1 protein-coding gene is annotated in these 19,938 nt (G+C 71.7%); it reads right to left on the bottom strand.

The genetic code is table 11. The features are described from left to right. Positions 1-98 precede the first annotated feature (98 nt). On the bottom strand, positions 99-19,793 hold the full coding sequence (locus ACFUN8_RS09815) for an SDR family NAD(P)-dependent oxidoreductase (protein WP_383634041.1): 19,695 nt from the start codon (positions 19,791-19,793) through the stop codon (positions 99-101). Between the last annotated feature and the right edge of the window lie 145 nt (positions 19,794-19,938).

Below are 19,938 nucleotides of genomic sequence, written 5' to 3'. Positions count from 1 at the left end.
CTTCGAGCGTCTTCAACCGCCCGCGAGTGGCGTGCAGTTCCTCGGAAACGGCCTTGAGATACTTCAGCAGCTCGTCTTCGGTGGGCATGAACTCACTCTCAACTCAGGTCGGTGGGCGACGCGTCGCCGGAGATGGAGATGGAGATACCGAGGCTGTTGGTGACGAAGTCCAGGACTTCGGCCGCGGTCGCCGATTCGAGGCCGGCCGACGCCGGTTCGTCGGCCTCGGCCACGGACTCCCCGTTCGCCCGTGGCTCCGTCAGGCCGCGGACGGCCTCGGCGACGGCGGCTCGCTGCGTGCCGGTGAGCACCAGTGCGGCCAGGCTGTTCTCGGCCCTGGCGAGGTCCGCCATGAGCCGTTCGTAGCTCGGCTCCTCGGTGCCGGGTCCGGTTGAGGGTCCGGTGCCGGTCCCGCCCCCGGTTGCGGGCCCCGTTGCCCGCGCCGGGGTGAGCCGGCCGAGGAGGTGATCGACAAGGGCGTGCGGGCTCGGATGGTCGAACACCGCGGTCGCGCTCAGCTTCAGACCGATACGTTTGCCGATCTTGTTACGGAGTTCGACGGCGGTCAGTGAGTCGAACCCCAGGTCGCGGAACGCCCCGTCGGCCGGGACACCTCGCGGGTCGCTGTGCCCGAGCACCAGGGCGACGTCCGTCAGCACCAGGTCGAGCAGGAGGGTGCGGCGCTGATCGGCCGGAAGGCCGCGCAGCCTGCTCTCCAGTGACTCGGCGGGCACCGTGGGCGCACTCGCCGCCGCGCGCGGGCTCCGGGCGGGCGCGAGTTCCCGCAGGAGCGGGGGAACGGTGTCCGCCGCGCGCAACGCGGCGGTGTCGACCCGCACCGGCACGACGGTGGGCACGGCGCCGACGAGTGCCCGGTCGAAGGCGGCGAGGCCCTCCTCCGTGGAGGTGGGCAGCAGCCCCGTACGGGCGATCCGGCCGAGGTCGGCGGCGCCGAGCCCGGCCGTCATCGTGCTGGTCCGCGTCCACATCCCCCAGGCGAGGGAGACCGCGGGGCGGCCGGCCGCGTGCCGGCGGGCGGCGAAGGCGTCCAGGAAGGCGTTGGCCGCCGCGTAGTTCGCCTGCCCCGGTGAGCCGAGGACCCCGGCGACCGAGGAGAAGACCACGAAGGCCGACAGGTCGGCGTCGGCGGTCAGTTCGTCCAGCGCGCGCACCGCGTCCGCCTTCGGCCGCAGCACGGTGGCGAGCCGCTCCGGCGTCAGGGCCTCCAGGACGCCGTCGTCGAGGACACCGGCCGTGTGCACCACGGCGGTCAGCGGATGCTCCGCGGGGATGCTCCCGAGGGCCTTCGCGAGTTGTTCGCGGTCCGCCACGTCGCAGGCCACGGACCGTACTCGGACGCCGCTGTCCACCAGATCCCGGGGCGCCTCGCCGCCGCTGCGGCTGAGCAGCAGGATGTCGCGGACGCCGTGCTCGGAGACGAGCCGCCGCAGGACGAGCTGTCCCAAGGTGCCGCTCGCGCCGGTGACGACGACGGTGCCGTCCGGGTCGAGCGGGCGCGGGATCGTCAGGACCACCCTGCCGGTGGGCACGCCCTCGTCCAGGAGGCGGTGGGCCTCGGCGGCCGACCGTACGTCGAGGGCCGTGACCGGCAGGGGGCGTAGCGCCCCGGCGTCGAACAGGCCGGTGAGTTCGGCGAGGACCGCCTGCCGCCGTGCGGCGTCGGCATCGCCGACAGCGGACCGGCCTGCGCCGGTGGCCACGAACCTGCCCCCGTCGGCGAGCAGCAGGGCGGCCGACGCCTCGGCGCCCGCGCTCCCCTGCGGGTCCAGGACGATGTCGAGCCCGGTGGGCACCTTCTTCGCGATGTCACCGGCCTCCGGCTCGGCGAGGTGGGCCTCGTCGAGGCCCAGGTCTCGCAGGGCGTGCCGGTCGCCGAGGGGCGCGGTGGCGAACACCTCGGCACCCAGGTGCCGGGCGATCTGGACCGCCGCGAGGCCGACGGCACCGGCGCCCGCGTGGACCAGCACCCGCTGTCCGGTCCGCAACGCCGCCTCGTCCACCAGGGCGAGCCAGGCGGTGAGGAACGCCGTCGGCGCCGCCGCGGCCTCGGCGAAGGTCAGGGCCCGCGGCATACGGACGACCGACCGGTGGTCGGTCACCGCCGCCCGGCCCAGCGCGCCGCCGTCCGGGAAGGCGCCCCACACCCGGTCGCCCACGGTCACGCCGGTGACCGACGTACCGGCCTCCGTCACGACTCCCGCGCCCTCGGTGCCGGGCGCCCCGGCACCGCCGGTCAGGTCGTCGCGGCCGATCCCGCCGGCCCGCATCGCCACCCGGATCTCCTCCGGGCCCAGCGGTGTGGCGGGCGCCGCAACGACGGCGAGGCTGTCGGGGCCACCGTCACCGGTCGTTTCGAGGCGCCATTGGGGGGCGTCGGGCAGCGGCAGCACTGCCGGTGCCGAGCGGGTGAGCCGGGGGACGAACACCCGCCCCTCGCGGACGGCGACTTGAGGTTCGCCGGAGGCGACGGCCGCGCTGACAGCCGTATCAAGGGCCGTGTCAAGGGCCGTATCAAGAGCCGTGTCAAGGGCCGTGTCAAGGGCCGCACCGACGGCCGCACCGACGGCGTCGCCCGACCTCTCATCCACGTCGATGAGCAGCAGCCGCCCGGGGTGTTCGGCCTGCGCGGAACGCAGCAGCCCCCACACGGCCGCGGTCGCCGGATCCGGCCGCTCCATCACCGCACCCCGGGTGACCACGGCGAGCCGCGCGTCATCCTCGGACGCGGCCAGGAAGCGCTGTACGCGTTCGAGCACCTCGGCCAGGCGGGTGTGAGCGTCGCCGGGCTCGACGTGGACGACGGTGACCTCGGGCGCGTACCCCTCGGCCGGCTCCGCCGCCGGTACGGCGCGCCATCGCAGGCTCAGTCCGCCGTCCGCGCCGGGCGACGTGGCGGCGGACATGGGCCGGAGCACCAACGCGTCCACGGTGACGACGGGTTGGTCCAAGGTGTCGAGGGCGGTCAGGGACACCGCACCGTCCCCGGCGGCGGTGAGCCGGACCCGTACGGCGGCGGCGCCGGACGCCTGCATGGTCACGCCCGTCCACGAGAACGGCAGCAGGGGCGTCGTACCGTCGGTGCCGGAGAGGGACGGCACACCGAGCGTGACGGCGTGCAGGGCGGCGTCGAGCAGCGCCGGGTGGATGCCGAACGCCCCGGGCTGTACGGGCAGTTCGACCTCCGCGTACAGGGCGTCGGCCGTGCGCCGGACGGTACGCAGCCCCTGGAAGGCCGGGCCGTAGCCGTACCCCCGCGCCGCCAGGTCGTCGTAGAGACCGTCGACCGGTATCGGCTCGGCGTCGGCGGGCGGCCAGGTCCACGGGTCGGCCGGCTGCGGGGACGCCGTGGACAGCGTGCCCGACGCGTGCGCGACCAGCGCCTCGGTGCCGGAGGCCGGGGCGGGCGAGGAGTGGACGGTGACGGACCGTCGGCCCGCCTCGTCCGGAGCGCCGACGACGACCTGGAGGTACACGGCGGTGTCGGCCGGCAGGACCAGGGGCGTCTGCAGCGTCAGTTCCTCGACGAGCGGGCAGCCCACCTCGTGGCCCGCGTGCAGGACCAGGTCGAGGAAGGCGGTGCCGGGCAGCAGCACCGTGCCGCCCATCGCGTGGTCGGCGAGCCAGGGGTGCGCACCGGGCAGTATCCGGCCGGTGAGCACCGTCTGGCCGTCGGGCAGGTGCACGGCCGCGCCGAGGAGGGGGTGGCCGGTGGCGTGCAGACCGGCGGCCCGGATGCCGGCCGTCGACCCGGACGCGTCCTGCCAGTAGCGCCGGCCCGCGAAGGGGTAGCCGGGAAGTTCGACGCGACGTCCGCCGGGCAGCAGACGCCCCCACTCCACGGGTGTGCCGGCCACGAACGTCTCGGCGAGCGCTCGCGTGAGCGCGAAGGCTTCCCGCTCACCGGACTTGAGGGCCGCCACGGCGACGAACGCGTCGTCACCGAGGGCATCGTCACCGAGGGCGTCGTCGAGGGTGGCGTGCACCATCGGGGTCACCACCGCCTCGGGTCCGACCTCCAGGTAGGCGGTGACGCCCTGGTCGGCCAGGCTCCGCACGCCGTCGGCGAAGCGGACGGCGGCGCGGACATGCTCCACCCAGTAGCGCGGGGTGCGCAGGCGCTCGGCGTCGACGGGGCCGCCGGTGACGTTCGACACCATGGGGATGCGCGGGGCGCGGAACTCCAACCCGGCGAGCACGTCGGCGAACTCGTCGAGCATCGGGTCCATGCGGTGCGAGTGGAACGCGTGCGAGACGGAGAGGCGGCGCACCCGGTGCCCGGCGGCCCGGAAGTGCTCGGCGACGGCGACCGCGGCGGCCTCGTCGCCCGAGACGACCACGGCCCGTGGCCCGTTGACCGCGGCGATCCCCACGGCGTCCGCCAGGGAGTTCTGTTCGATGTACGCCTCGGCCTCCTCCTCGTCGACGGCGACGGCCACCATCGCCCCGCCTTCCGGAAGGGCCTGCATCAGCCGGCCGCGCGCCGCCACGAGGGCGCACGCGTCGCCCAGCGAGAGCACATCGGCCGCGTACGCCGCGGTGATCTCGCCCAGGGAGTGGCCCATGACGTAGTCGGGGGTCACCCCCCACGTCCTGAGCAGTTCGAGGAGCGCGACCTCCAGCGCGAACAGGCCGGTCTGGGTGTACACGCTCTGCTGGAGCAGGGCGGCCGCCGGCGAGTCCTCGGCGGCGAACACGACGTCGCGCAGCGGGAGTTCCACGTAACCGTCGAGGTGCGCGTCCACGGTGTCGCACACGGCGTCGAACGCCTCGGCGAACACCGGGTACCGCTCGTACAGTTCACGGCCCATGCCGGTCCGCTGCGAGCCCTGGCCCGAGAAGACCAGCGCGAGCCCGCCCGTTCCGGTGGCAGGGGCGGTGCCGGTCACGGCGGCGGGCGTGTCCTCGCTCTGGGCGAGTGCTGTCAGCGCGCCGGTCAGTTCGTCGCGGTCCGCGCCCAGGACCACGGCCCGGTGCTCCATCAGTGCGCGGCCCATGGCCAGGGTGTATCCGACATCCCGGGGGTCGAGGCCGGGGTCGTCGGTGATCCGCGCGAGCAACCGTACGGCTTGCCGCCGTACACCGGCGGAGGTCTTCGCCGACAGAGCCCAGGGAACCACCGGTGCTTCCGTCGCCGGCTCACGGTCAGGGGTCGTGGTGTCGGGGGTCGTGGCCTCGGAGGTTGTGGCGCCGGGGGGCGTGGTGTCGGAGGCTGTGGCGCCGGGGGTCGTGACGTCCGGGGTCGAGGTGTCCGGGGCCGAGGTGTGCGAGGTCGTGGTGTCCTCGGGCGGCGCTTCCAGGATCACGTGCGCGTTCGTCCCGCTGATGCCGAAGGACGAGACCGCCGAGCGGCGCGGCCGCTCCAGCTCCGGCCACTCCTGGTGCGACGTCAGCAGGCTGACGGCCCCGGACTCCCAGTCGACGTGGTGGGACGGGGTGGCCGCGTGGAGGGTGCGCGGCATGACGCCGTGGCGCATGGCCTGCACCATCTTGATGATGCCCGCGACACCGGCAGCGGCCTGCGTATGACCGATGTTGGACTTGATCGATCCCAGCCACAACGGCCGGTCCTCGTCCCGTCCTTGGCCGTACGTCGCCAAGAGCGCCTGCGCCTCGATCGGATCGCCCAGCGACGTACCCGTACCGTGTCCCTCGACGGCGTCGACGTCGGCCGGACCCAGCCCGGCACTGGCCAGCGCGTCGCGGATGACGCGCTGCTGGGAGGGGCCGTTCGGCGCGGTCATTCCGTTGCTGCCGCCGTCCTGGTTCACCGCGGAACCACGGACGACCGCGAGGACCTGGTGCCCGTTGCGCCGGGCGTCGGAGAGCCGCTCGACGACGAGCAGGCCGACGCCTTCCGACCAGCCCGCGCCGTCGGCGTCGTCCGAGAACGCCTTGCACCGGCCGTCCACCGACATCGCCCGCTGGCGGGAGAACTCCACGAACGTCGTCGGCGTCGACATCACCGTCACACCGCCAGCCAGAGCCAGCGTGCACTCACCGCCGCGCAGCGCCTGGGCCGCCAGGTGCAGCGCCACCAGCGATGACGAGCAGGCGGTGTCGATCGTGATCGCGGGTCCTTCCAGGCCCAGTTGGTACGCGATACGGCCCGACGCCACGCTCGACGCGCTGCCGAGCATGCGGAAGCCGTCCATGCCCTCGACCGGTTCGTGGAGCGGCGGTCCGTACTCCCCGGGCATCAGTCCGGCGAAGACGCCGGTCCTGCTGCCACGGAGCGAGGTCGGGTCGACACCGCTCCGCTCCAGGGCCTCCCAGGCGGTCTCCAGGAGCAACCGCTGCTGCGGATCCATCGCCGCCGCCTCACGCGGACTGATCCCGAAGAACTCGGGGTCGAACACCGCGGCGTCGTGCAGGAATCCGCCCCGGCGCGTGTACGTCTTCCCCGTGCGGTCGGGGTCCGGGTCGTAGAGGTCCGCGATGTCCCAGCCGCGGTCTGCCGGGAAGTCGGTGATCGCGTCGACACCGTCCAAGGTCGCCTGCCACAGCTCCTGCGGGGACTGGATGCCGCCCGGGTAGCGGCAGGCCATGCCGACGATGACGATGGGGTCGTCGTCCGTGGGCGTGGCGACAGTGGCCGGGGTGGCGGGGCCGGTGTCGGTGTCGGTGCCCTGGATCTGTTCGTCCAGGAAGCCGGCCAGCGCGGTGAGGGTGGGGTAGTCGAAGACCAATGTGGAGGGCAGTCGCAGGCCGGTCGCGGTCTGCAGCCGCTGCCGCAGCTCCAGCCCGGTCAGCGAGTCGAAGCCCAGCTCACGGAAGGCCCGGTCCGCGTCCACCGCCGACGCAGATCCATGCCCCAGCACCAACGAGACCTGAGCGCCGACCAGTTCGAGCAGCGCCGCCGTGCGGTCCCCGGCATCCAGCGCCGCCATGTCAGCGGTCCACGACGAGGACTGGCCGACGCCCGCAGCCGCCACCGCACGGCGTGCGGGTGCGCGGACGAGGGACTTGAAGACGGGCGCCAGAGTGCCTTGCGCCGCCTGGTTCCGCAGAGCCGGCAGGTCCAGACGGGCGGGGACGACGGTCGCCCGGTCGACGGCGAGAGCCGCGTCGAAGAGGGCCAGCCCCTGTTCCGCGGACATCGGGGCGAGCCCGCCCCTGGTCAGTCGGGCGAGGTCGGCGTTGTCCAGATGGGCGGTCATCGCACTGTCACTGGTCCACAGACCCCACGCCAACGATGTCGCCGCGAGGCCGTCCGCCCGACGCGACTGCGCCAGAGCATCCAGGAACGCGTTCGCCGCCGCGTAATTGCCCTGCCCCGCCGTACCCAACACCCCGGCGGCCGAAGAGAACAGCACAAACGCCGCCAGATCCGCCTCACGCGTCAACTCATCCAGCAGCAACGCACCCTCGACCTTCGGGCGCATCACCGCCTCAACACGCTCCCGCGTCAAGGCCGACACCACACCGTCGTCAAGCACACCCGCCGCATGAATCACCGCCGTCAACGGATGCTCAGCCGGCACACCGGCCAGCGCCGCCGAAAGCCCCACACGATCAGCGACATCACACGCCGCGAACGACACCGACGCCCCGGCGGCTATCAGCTCACCGACCAGCTCCCGCGAACCCTCAGCCCCCCGACGCCCCACCAACAACAGATGCCGCACCCCGTACTCCGCAACGAGATGCCGGGCCACCAAACCGCCCAACGCCCCGCCCGCACCCGTGATCAGCACCGTGCCATCCGGCTTCCACTCCGGCGCCACCCCCACACCGACCGCATCCACCGCAACCGACGCCAACCGCGGCACAAACAACCGACCGCCATTCACAGCGACTTGAGGCTCACCGGAAGCAAGAGCCACCGCCAGGGCTTCCTTCGGATCCTCACCGTCGGCCGTGTCGACCACCACGATCCGTGCGGGGTGCTCGGTCTGCGCGGAACGCAGCAGCCCCCATACGGCCGCGGTCGCCGGATCCGGCCGCTCCATGACCGCACCCCGCGTGACCACGACGAGCCGCGCGTCGTCGGCCGATTCCGCCAGGAAGCGTTGTACGCGTTCGAGCATCTCGCCCACGACCGCACCCACGTTTCCGCCGGGCTCGACGTGCTCGACCACAACCCCCGCAGGCACACCGCCCGCCCCGTCCGCAACCGGCACATCCGCCCACCGCACCTCGAACAGCGGATCACCGGCCACCACCGAACCCAACTGCTCCTGCGACATCCGCTGCAACCGCAACTCATCCACCGACACCACCGGCAGACCCGCACCGTCAAAAGCCTGAACGCGTACGGCCCCGTCGCCCTGCGGCGACAGGCGCACCCGCAGGGCGGACGCGCCCACCGAGCGCAACCGCACCCCGCTCCACGAGAACGGCACCTTCATGTCACCCGACGGCAGCGGATGCAGCGCGGCGTCCAGCAGCGCCGGGTGAACGCCGAACGTGTCTGTTTCGGCGGACAGTTGCACCTCGGCGAACATCTCGTCGCCGACACGCCACAAGGCGCGCAGGCCGCGGAAGGCCGGCCCGTATCCGTATCCCAGAGCCGCAAGCTGCTCGTACGCGTCGGAGATATCGACCCGCTGAGCCCCGGCGGGCGGCCACGCACCCTCAAGCCGCTCCTCCACAACGACCGCCCCGACAGCCAGCACACCCACGGCATGCCGGACCCACTCCACCCCCGCAGCCGCATCCAGATCCACATCCTGGACCCGGGAATGAACAGCGACCGAACGCCGCCCCGCGCCATCCGGAGCCCCCACCGACACCTGCACCGCCACCGAACCGTCCACCGACAACACCAGCGGCCGCTCCAACGTCAACTCGTCCAACACCTCACAACCGACCTCGTCGGCTGCCCGGAGGGCCATCTCCACGAAGGCCGTTCCCGGGAGCAGTACCGTGCCGAACACGGCGTGGTCCTCCAGCCACGGATGCGTGGCACGCGATATCCGCCCGGTGAGCACGACATCGTCACCACCCGCAAGGCGTACTGCGGCGCCGAGCAGTGGATGACCTGCCGGATCCTGCCCGAGCCCGGCGGCGTCCACCACCGAACGGCCCGCCGGCAACCAGTGACGACGCCGCTGGAAGGCATACGTCGGCAGCTCGACCAGTCGCCCGCCAGCCACCCACGGCGACCAGTCCACATCGACACCGGCAACGAACAACTCGGCCAGGCTCTGCACCAGCCGAGCGCGTTCGTCCTCATGACGGCGCAGGGTGCCGACCGCCGTCACACCTGCCGTGCCCACCGCTTCGGCGGCCTGCGTCACTGCACCGAGCAGAACGGGGTGCGGGCTGCTCTCGACGAAGACGCGGTGCCCGGCCTCAAGGAGGTTCCGCAGGGCGGCGTCGAAGCGCACCGTCTGACGCAAGTTGGTGAACCAGTACTCCGCACCCATCACCCCCGTATCGATCAACCCACCCGACACCGTGGAAAACAGCGGCACTTGACCGCTACGGGGCTCAATACCCCCCAGCACATCAAGGAGTTCGGCCTTCAGGTCTTCGACCTGCGGCGAGTGCGAGGCGTAATCCACCGCGATACGACGCGCCTGGACGCCGTCCGCCTCACACCCGGCCAGGAATGCGTCCAGCTCGTCGGGTGCACCGGAGACCACCACCTGCTCCGGCCCGTTCACCACCGCGACCTGCAACCCGTCCGACAGCCTGCCGATCACCTGCTCCTCAGGAGCCAGCACCGACACCATGCCGCCACGCCCCGACAACCGCAGAATCGCCCGGCTCCGCAACGCCACCACCCGCGCCGCATCCTCCAACGACAACGCCCCCGCCACACACGCCGCCGCAATCTCCCCCTGCGAATGCCCCACCACAGCCGAAGGACGAACACCCAACGACCGCCACAACTCCGCCAACGACACCATCACCGCGAACAACACCGGCTGCACCACATCAACGCGCTGAAGGAGTTCCTCATCCCCCTCCCGCACCACGCTCAACAGCGACCAGCCATCGACGTACGGCTCCAACGCAGCCGCACACTCAGCCATCCGAGCCGCGAACACCGGCGAAAACTCCAGCAGCTCACGCCCCATACCCACCCACTGCGAACCCTGCCCCGGGAACACAAACACCACACCACCGGAGGAACCGGCACGGCCTGAGACAACACCCGCCGCCGCACGCCCCGCAGCCAACTCGGTCAAACCAGCCGCCAGTTCAGGGACCTCACTCCCCAGAACAACGGCCCGGTGCTCAAGGACCGCGCGTCCCGCCGTCAGCGTGAACGCCACACCCCGGGTATCAAGTCCGGTATCCTCACCGATCCGCGCCAGCAACCGCGCCGCCTGCTCAGCCAGCGCCGCTTCACTCCGCCCCGACAACACCCACGGCACCACCGGCGCATCCACCACCGCCGGTGCATCCGGCAGAGCGGGCAGGGCGGCAGCGTCGTCCGCCGACACCGCCTCCTCGGCCGGGGCCAACTCCAGAATCACGTGCGCGTTCGTCCCGCCGATGCCGAACGACGACACGCCGGCCCGGCGGGGGCGATCGGTCTCCGGCCACGGCTCGTTCTCCGTAAGGAGCTTGACCTGGCCCTCGGTCCAGTCGACGTGGTGCGAGGGCTCGTCCACGTGAAGGGTGCGCGGCATGACGCCGTGGCGCATCGCCTGCACCATCTTGATGATCCCCGCGACACCGGCGGCGGCCTGCGTGTGACCGATGTTGGACTTGACCGAGCCCAGCCACAACGGCCGGTCCCCGTCACGCCCTTGGCCGTACGTCGCCAAGAGCGCCTGCGCCTCGATCGGATCGCCCAGCGACGTCCCCGTACCGTGCGCCTCCACCACATCCACATCGGCCGCCGTCAGCCGCGCACTGGCCAACGCGTCCCGGATCACCCGCTGCTGCGAAGGACCGTTCGGCGCCGTCAGACCATTACTGCCACCGTCCTGATTCACCGCCGAACCACGCACCACCGCGAGGACCTGGTGCCCGTTGCGCCGGGCATCGGAGAGCCGCTCGACAACAAGTAGACCGACGCCTTCCGACCAGCCCGCGCCGTCGGCGTCGTCCGAGAACGCCTTGCACCGGCCGTCCACCGACATCGCCCGCTGCCGGGAGAACTCCACGAACGTCGTCGGCGTCGACATCACCGTCACACCGCCCGCCAGAGCCAGCGTGCACTCACCACTGCGCAACGACTGCACCGCCAGATGCAGCGCCACCAGCGACGACGAGCAAGCCGTGTCCACCGTCATCGCCGGACCCTCAAGACCCAGCTGATACGAAATACGACCCGACGCGACACCACCGCTGTTGCCGGTGATCATCAGGCCCTCGACGTCCTCGGTCGCCTCCGCCAGCCAGGACCCGTAGTCGTGATACATCAGTCCGGCGAAGACGCCGGTCCTGCTGCCTCGTAGTGAGGTCGGGTCGACACCGCTCCGCTCCAGCGCCTCCCAGGCGGTCTCCAGAAGCAACCGCTGCTGCGGATCCATCGCCGCCGCCTCACGCGGACTGATCCCGAAGAACTCGGCATCGAACTCACCAGCCCCGGACAGGAACCCGCCCCGGCGGGAGTAACTCGTACCGAGATGGCTGGGGTCAGGGTCGTAGAGGCTCGCCAGATCCCAGCCGCGGTCGGCAGGGAAGTCGGTGATCGCGTCGACACCGTCCAAGGTCGCCTGCCACAGCTCCTGCGGCGAGTCGATCCCGCCGGGAAGCCGGCACGCCATACCGACAATCACGACCGGATCGTCATCGGCCGCCACCACCGCCACAGAACCGGCCGGCCCGGTGTCGGTGCCCTGGATCTGTTCGTCCAGGAAGCCGGCCAGCGCGGTGAGGGTGGGGTAGTCGAAGACCAGCGTGGAGGGCAGTCGCAGACCGGTCGCGGTCTGCAGCCGCTGCCGCAGCTCCAACCCCGTCAGCGAGTCGAAGCCCAGCTCACGGAAGGCCCGGTCCGCGTCCACCGCCGACGCAGACCCATGCCCCAGCACCAACGAGACCTGAGCGCCGACCAGTTCGAGCAGCGCCGCCGTACGGTCCCCGGCATCCAGCCCCGCCATGTCAGCGGTCCACGACGAAGTTTCCTCGGCAGTGGGCGCCACCGCACGACGCGCGGGCGCCCGGACCAGGGACTTGAAAACAGGCGCCAGAGTGCCCTGCGCCGCCTGGTTCCGCAGAGCCGGCAGGTCCAGACGGGCCGGAACGACGGTCGCCCGATCGGCTGCGAGAGCCGCGTCGAACAGAGCAAGGCCCTGCGACGTCGACATCGGTCCCAGGCCGCTCCGCGACAACCGGGCGAGGTCGGCGTTGTCCAGGTGGGCGGTCATCGCACTGTCACTGGTCCACAGACCCCACGCCAACGACGTCGCCGCAAGCCCGTCCGCCCGACGCGACAGCGCCAGAGCATCCAGGAACGCGTTCGCCGCCGCGTAATTGCCCTGCCCCGCCGTACCCAACACCCCGGCGGCCGAAGAGAACAGCACAAACGCCGCCAGACCCGCCTCACGCGTCAACTCATCCAGCAGCAACGCACCCTCGACCTTCGGCCGCATCACCGCCTCAACACGCTCCCGCGTCAACGCCGACACCACACCGTCGTCGAGCACACCCGCCGCATGAATCACCGCCGTCAACGGATGCTCAGCCGGCACACCGGCCAGCGCCGCCGAAAGACCCTCCCGATCAGCCACGTCACACGCCGCGAACGACACCGACGCCCCGGCAGCCGTCAGCTCACCGACCAGCTCCCGCGAACCCTCAGCCCCCCGACGCCCCACCAGCAACAGATGCCGCACCCCGTACTCTGCAACGAGATGCCGGGCCACCAAACCGCCCAACGCCCCGCCCGCACCCGTGATCAGCACCGTGCCGTCCGGTTTCCACTCCGGCGCCACCCCCACACCGACCGCATCCACCGCAACCGACACCAACCGCGGCACAAACAACCGACCCTCACGGAAGGCCACTTGCGGTTCGTCGGACGCGACGGCCGCGCCGACGGCGGCGTCCGAGCGCACGTCCACGTCGATGAGCAGCAGTCGACCGGGGTGCTCGGTCTGCGCGGAACGCAGCAGACCCCACACGGCCGCGATCGCCGGATCCGGCCGCTCCATCACCGCACCACGCGTAACGACAGCGAGCCGCGCGTCATCTCCAGAATCGGCAAGGAACCGCTGGACCGACTCCAGCACCCCCGCCACGACCGCACCCACGTCTCCGCCGGGCTCGACGTGCTCAACCACAACCCCCGCCGGCACACCGCCCGCCCCGTCCGCAACCGGCACATCCGCCCACCGCACCTCGAACAGCGGATCACCAGCCACCACCGAACCCAACTGCTCCTGCGACATCCGCTGCAACCGCAACTCATCCACCGACACCACCGGCAGACCCGCACCGTCAAACGCCACCAGCCGCACAGCGCCGTCGGCGCTCCGCGTCAGCCGCACCCGTAGCACCGACGCGCCCACCGAGTGCAACCGCACGCCATTCCACGAGAACGGCACCCACAGTTCTCCGGCCAGCAGCGGATGCAGCGCGGCGTCCAGCAGCGCGGGGTGAACGCCGAACTCGTCGGCCTCGACCGGCAACCGCACCTCGGCGAACAGCTCGTCGCCCGCGCTCCAGACGGCATGCAAGCCCTGGAACACGGGCCCGTATCCGTATCCGACGCCTGCCAGCCGTTCGTACGCGTCGGAGATATCGACCCGCTGAGCCCCGGCGGGCGGCCACGCGCCCTCAAGCCGCTCCTCCACAACGACCGCCCCGACAGCCAGCACACCCACAGCGTGCCGGACCCACTCCACCCCCGCAGCCGCATCCAGATCCACATCCTGGACCCGGGAATGAACAGCGACCGAACGCCGCCCCGCGCCATCCGGAGCCCCCACCGACACCTGCACCGCCACCGAACCGTCCACCGACAACACCAACGGCCGCTCCAACGTCAACTCGTCCAACACCTCACAACCGACCTCGCCACCGGCATGCAGTGCCAGCTCGACAAAGGCGGTGCCGGGCAGGATGACCGTGCCGTGGACCGCGTGGTCCTCCAGCCACGGATGCGTGTGCGGCGAGAGCTGACCTGCGAGGACAAGCCCGTCCTGGGAGGCGAGGCGTACTGCGGCGCCGAGCAGCGGATGTCCGGCCGAATGCAGTCCGAGCCCGGCGGCGTCCACCACCGAACGGCCCGCCGGCAGCCAGTGACGACGCCGCTGGAAGGCATACGTCGGCAGCTCGACCAGTCGCCCGCCGGCCACCCACGGCGACCAGTCCACATCGACACCGGCAACGAACACCTCGGCCAGGCTCTGCACCAGCCGGGATACCTCGCCCTCGTTACGGCGGAGTGTGCCGACCGCGCTCACACCGGCCACGCCGCTGCTCTCCGCGGCCTGGGTCACCGGGCCCGTCAGGACGGGGTGGGGGCTCGTCTCGACGAAGACGCGGTGCCCCGCCTCAAGAAGCGCCTCCAAGGCGGCGTCGAACCGGACGGTCTGACGCAAGTTGGTGAACCAGTACTCCGCACCCATCACCCCCGTATCGATCAACCCACCCGACACCGTGGAAAACAGCGGGACATCACCCGTACGCGGCTCAATACCCCCCAGCACATCGAGGAGTTCGGACTTCAGGTCTTCGACCTGCGGCGAGTGCGAGGCGTAATCCACCGCGATACGACGCGCCTGGACGCCGTCCGCCTCACACCCGACCAGGAACGCGTCCAGTTCCTCGGGTGAACCGGACACCACGACCTGCTCGGGCCCGTTCACCACCGCGACCTGCAACCCGTCCGACAGCCGGACGGCCACCTGCTCCTCGGGAGCCAGCACCGACACCATGCCGCCACGCCCCGACAGCCGCAGAATCGCCCGGCTCCGCAACGCCACCACCCGCGCCGCATCCTCCAACGACAACGCCCCCGCCACACACGCCGCCGCAATCTCCCCCTGCGAATGCCCCACCACCGCACCCGGCCGCACACCCAACGACCGCCACAACTCCGCCAACGACACCATCACCGCGAAGAGGACCGGCTGCACCACATCAACCCGCCGCAACACCTCCTCATCGCCGCCCCGCACCACATCCAGCAACGACCACCCGTCCGCATACGGCTCCAACGCAGCCGCACACTCAGCCATCCGACCCGCGAACACCGGCGAAAACTCCAGCAGCTCACGCCCCATACCCACCCACTGCGCACCCTGACCCGGGAACACAAACACCACACCACCGGAGCCACCCGAAGCCCCCGCACGCCCCACGACAACACCCGAAGCCGCACGCCCCGCAGCCAACTCGGCCAAACCAGCCGCCAGTTCAGGGACCTCACTCCCCAGAACAACGGCCCGGTGCTCCAGAGCCGCGCGTCCCGCCGTCAGCGTGAACGCCACACCCCGGGTATCAAGCCCGGCATCCTCACCGATCCGCGCCAGCAACCGCGCCGCCTGCTCAGCCAGCGCCGCCTCGCTCCGCCCCGACAACACCCACGGCACCACACCGCCCAGCGACGGCCCCGCCAAGTCATCCGACGCCAACTCCTCGACGGGAGCGGCCTCCAGAATCACGTGCGCGTTCGTCCCGCTGATACCGAACGAGGACACCGCGGAACGCCGCGGCCGTTCCGGCGCGGGCCACTCCTGCTGGGACGTCAGCACACTGACGGCCCCGGACTCCCAGTCCACATGGTGCGACGGCGTCGCGGCATGCAGCGAGCGCGGCATGACGCCGTGGTGCATCGCCTGCACCATCTTGATGATCCCCGCGACACCCGCCGCCGCCTGCGTATGCCCGATGTTCGACTTCACCGAACCCAGCCACAACGGCCGGTCCTCACCACGCCCCTGGCCGTACGTCGCCAAGAGCGCCTGCGCCTCGATCGGATCACCCAGCGACGTACCCGTACCGTGCGCCTCCACCACATCCACATCGGCCGCCGTCAGCCGCGCACTGGCCAACGCGTCCCGGATCACCCGCTGCTGCGAAGGACCGTTCGGCGCCGTCAGACCATTACTGCCACCGTCCTGATTCACCGCCGAACCACGCACCACCGCCAACACCTGATGCCCATGACGCCGCGCGTCCGAAAGCCGCTCGACCACGACCAGTCCCACGCCCTCGGCCCAGCCCGTACCGTCGGCGTCGTCGGAGAAGGGCTTGCACCGGCCGTCAGGGGCGAGGCCGCGCTGGCGGGAGAACTCCACGAACATGCCGGGCGTGGACAGCACCGTCACACCGCCGGCCAGAGCCAGGGTGCTCTCACCACTGCTCACCGACCGCACCGCCTGGTGCAGAGCCACCAGCGACGACGAGCAGGCGGTGTCGACCGTGATCGCCGGACCTTCAAGGCCCAGCTGATACGAGATGCGGCCCGACGCCACGCTGGTGGTGTTACCGGTGAGGCGGAAGCCCTCGGTGCCGTCGGCAGGGGCGTACAGGCGCGGGCCGTACTCCATGTTCGTGGCGCCGACGAAGACGCCGGTCCTGCTGCCACGGAGCGAGGTCGGGTCGACACCGCTCCGCTCCAGCGCCTCCCAGGCGGTCTCCAGAAGCAGCCGCTGCTGCGGATCCATCGCCGCCGCCTCACGCGGACTGATCCCGAAGAACTCGGCATCGAACTCACCAGCCCCGGACAGGAACCCGCCCCGGCGCGCGTAGGTGGTGCCGGGGTGGTTCGGGTCGGGGTCGTAGAGGCTCGCCAGATCCCAGCCCCGGTCGGCCGGGAACTCCGACGTGGCGTCCACGCCGTCGACAAGCGCCTCCCACAGCTCCTGCGGCGAGTCGATCCCACCGGGAAGCCGGCACGCCATACCGACAATCACAACCGGATCGTCATCAGCCGCCACCACCCCCACAGGACCAGCCGGCCCGCTGTCGGTGTCCAGGACGCCGACGACCCGGTCGTGCAGGTGCGCGGCGAGCGCTCTTGGTGTCGGGTAGTCGAACAGGATGCTCGCGGGCATCCGCAGGCCGGTCGCCGACACAAGGCGGTTGCGCAGTTCCACGGAGAGGACGGAGTCCAGGCCCAGGTCACGGAAGGTCGCGTCGGGGCCGACCGGGTCGGAGCCGACGGTCTCCGCCAGATGGCCGGCCAGCCAGCGGACCAGGAATCCGTCCGGCTCGCTGTGGATGCGGTCGCGCAGGGCGAGCGTCGCGGAGCTGAGGTGCTGCTCGGCCTCGGCGGCGGCCGGGCGTTCGTCGAGCCAGTAGCGGCGGCGCTGGAAGGCGTACGTGGGCAGATCGACGCTACGTGCGTCACCGATCGCCTCGGCCCAGTCGACGGGGACTCCGGTCGTCCAGACCTCGGCGAGCCCGCTGAGCAGCGCCTGCGGCTCGGGCCGGTCGTGGTGCTGCAGGGCCACCGCGAGGTCCGTCTCGGACGTCGGGACGAGCGGGGTCAGCACGCTCCCCGGGCCGAGTTCGACGAACCGGGTCACGCCCTGCTCACGGCAGGCGGCGATCGCGTCGTGGAAGCGGACGGTGGCGCCGAGGTGCCTGATCCAGTAGTCCTCCGTCAGGGCCGTCCCGGTCCGCCCGGTGACGGTGGAGACGATCGGGATGCCGGGTTCGGAGACGGCGAGGCCGCGGATCCTGCGGCCGAACTCTCCGAGCATGGGCGCCATCAGCGGCGAGTGGGCCGCGTTCTGGACCCGCAACCGGTTGGTCCGGTGGCCGCGGGCGCGGAACTCGTCCGCGATCCGGGTGACCGCCTCCTCCGCGCCGGAGAGCACGACGGCCCGCGGCCCGTTGACGACGGCGACCGCGACGTCATCGATGCCGTCGAGAGCCGCGAGCACTTCCTCCTCGGTCGCCTCGACGGCGATCATGGCGCCGCCGGGCGGCAGTACCTCCATCAGTTCGCCGCGCGCGGCGACGAGGGCGGCCGCGTGCGCCAGGGGCAGGGCTCCGGACACATGGGCGGCGACGATCTCGCCGAAGGAGTGGCCGACGAGCAGGTCCGGTACGACGCCCCAGGAGGTGACGAGGCGGTAGAGGGCGACCTGGAAGGCGAAGAGGGCGGGCTGCATGTGGCGCATGCCGTCGAGGGCTTCGGCGGCCGCGTCGCCGTCGAGGTCGCCGAGCAGCACCTCGCGCAGGTCGAGGCCGGGGACGAAGTGGTCGAGCACCTCGTCGAGGGCGTCGGCGAAGACCGGGTACGTCGCGTACAGTTCCCGCCCCATGCCGACGCGGTGGGACCCGCCGCCGGAGAACAGGAAGGCCGTCTTCCCGGTCGTGGCGACACCGTTCACCCCGTCGTCGTGGAGACGTCCCAGGCTCGCCGTGAGCGCGTCCCTGTCCGTTCCGACGACGACGGCGCGGTGCTCGAACGTGGACCGGCCGACCGCCAACGACCGTGCGATGTCGGCGGCATCGGCGGCACCGGCACCGGCGACGTTCGCGTCCTGCTGCTGGAGGTGGCCGAGCAGACGGCCGGCCTGCGCGTCCAGGGCGCGGCCGGTACGGGCGGACAGCACCCAGGGCACGGGGCGGCCGGTCGCGGGGCGTGCCGCCGGGGTGTCGGGCCGTCCGGTGTACGGTCCCTCGGCCAGGACCACATGGCAGTTGGTGCCGCCGATGCCGAACGAGCTGACGCCCGCCACGAGTTGGGCGTTGGGGGTGGGCCAGGCATCGAGTTCGGTCTGCACCCGGAGGTTCAGCTCGGACAGGGGTATCGCCGGGTTGGGAGTGCTGAAGTGCAGGCTGGGCGGCAGCTGACGGTGCCGCAGGGACAGGGCGGCCTTGAGCAGGCCGACGATGCCGGCGGCGGCCTCCAGGTGGCCGACGTTCGTCTTGACCGATCCCACGCGCAGGGGCCCGCCCCCCTCGGTGCTCCGGCCGATGACGTCGGACACGGCGGCGGCTTCGACGGGGTCGCCGACAGGGGTGCCGGTGCCGTGGAGTTCGACGTACTGGACGGCTTCGGGGCTGATCCGGGCGTCGGCGTAGGCGCGGCGCAGGACGTCCCGCTGGCCGGCGACGTCGGGGTCGGTGAGCCGGTCGCCGCCGCCGTCGTTGTTGACGGCGCTGCCCCGGATGACGCAGTAGACGGGGTCGCCGTCGGCGATCGCGCGGGCGAGCGGCTTGAGCAGGACCGCTCCGCCGCCCTCGCCCCGTACGAAACCGTCGGCGCTCTCGTCGAAGGTGGCGCAGCGGCCCTTGGCGGACAGGGCGCCGAGATCGGCGGTGGTCCGCATGCTCTCGGGCGAGAGGATCAGGTTCACGCCGCCGGCGAAGGCGAGGTCGGAGTCTCCGCTGCGGAGGCTCTCGCAGGCCAGGTGTACGGCGACCAGCGACGACGCCTGCGCCGCGTCGACGGCGAGGCTGGGGCCCCGCAGTCCGAGGGTCCAGGAGACCCGGTTGGCGATGATGGCGCGGTTACGGCCCGTGAAGTCGTGCGGTTCGCCTCTCCCGGCCCGGTCGCCGCGGGCGGCGAGGGTGGCGTAGTCGTCGGAGGAGACGCCCACGAACACTCCGGTACGTGAGCCCCGCAGCCGGTCGTCGCGGACGCCCGCGTCCTCCATCGCCTCCCAGACCAGCTCCAGGGCGAGCCGCTGCTGGGGGTCCATGGCGGCGGCCTCGTCGGGCTCCACGCCGAAGAAGGCGGCGTCGAAGTCGCCGACCTCGTCAAGGAAGCCACCACGCCAGGACCCGCTGCCCGGACCGCGCTCCGTCGGCCAGGCGGAGACGGCGTCGGTGCCTTCGGTCAGCAGGCGCCAGAACTCCGCCGGGCTGGACGCCGAGGGGACGCGGACCGAGGCTCCGATCACCGCGATGGCGGTGTCGTCGGCTCCGCCGGTCGCCTGCTCGCCTGACATCGATGGCTTCATACGGCGAGTATCCGTTTCCGGCCGGAGGCAGTACTTCGGCCAGAAGTTGGGGTTCCGGAGCTGGGCTTCGGTCCAGGTCCGCCCCCGTGGAACCTGGACTTTCGACCAGGCTGGGCCCGGACGCGTCGACGAGGTCCCGGACGTG

Origin of the sequence: Streptomyces sp. NPDC057307, from assembly GCF_042667665.1 — a bacterium.
In the GTDB taxonomy this organism is placed as follows: domain Bacteria; phylum Actinomycetota; class Actinomycetes; order Streptomycetales; family Streptomycetaceae; genus Streptomyces.
The sequence above is the reverse complement of the archived record's forward strand: the minus strand, read 5'-3'. Positions and strand labels throughout refer to the sequence as shown.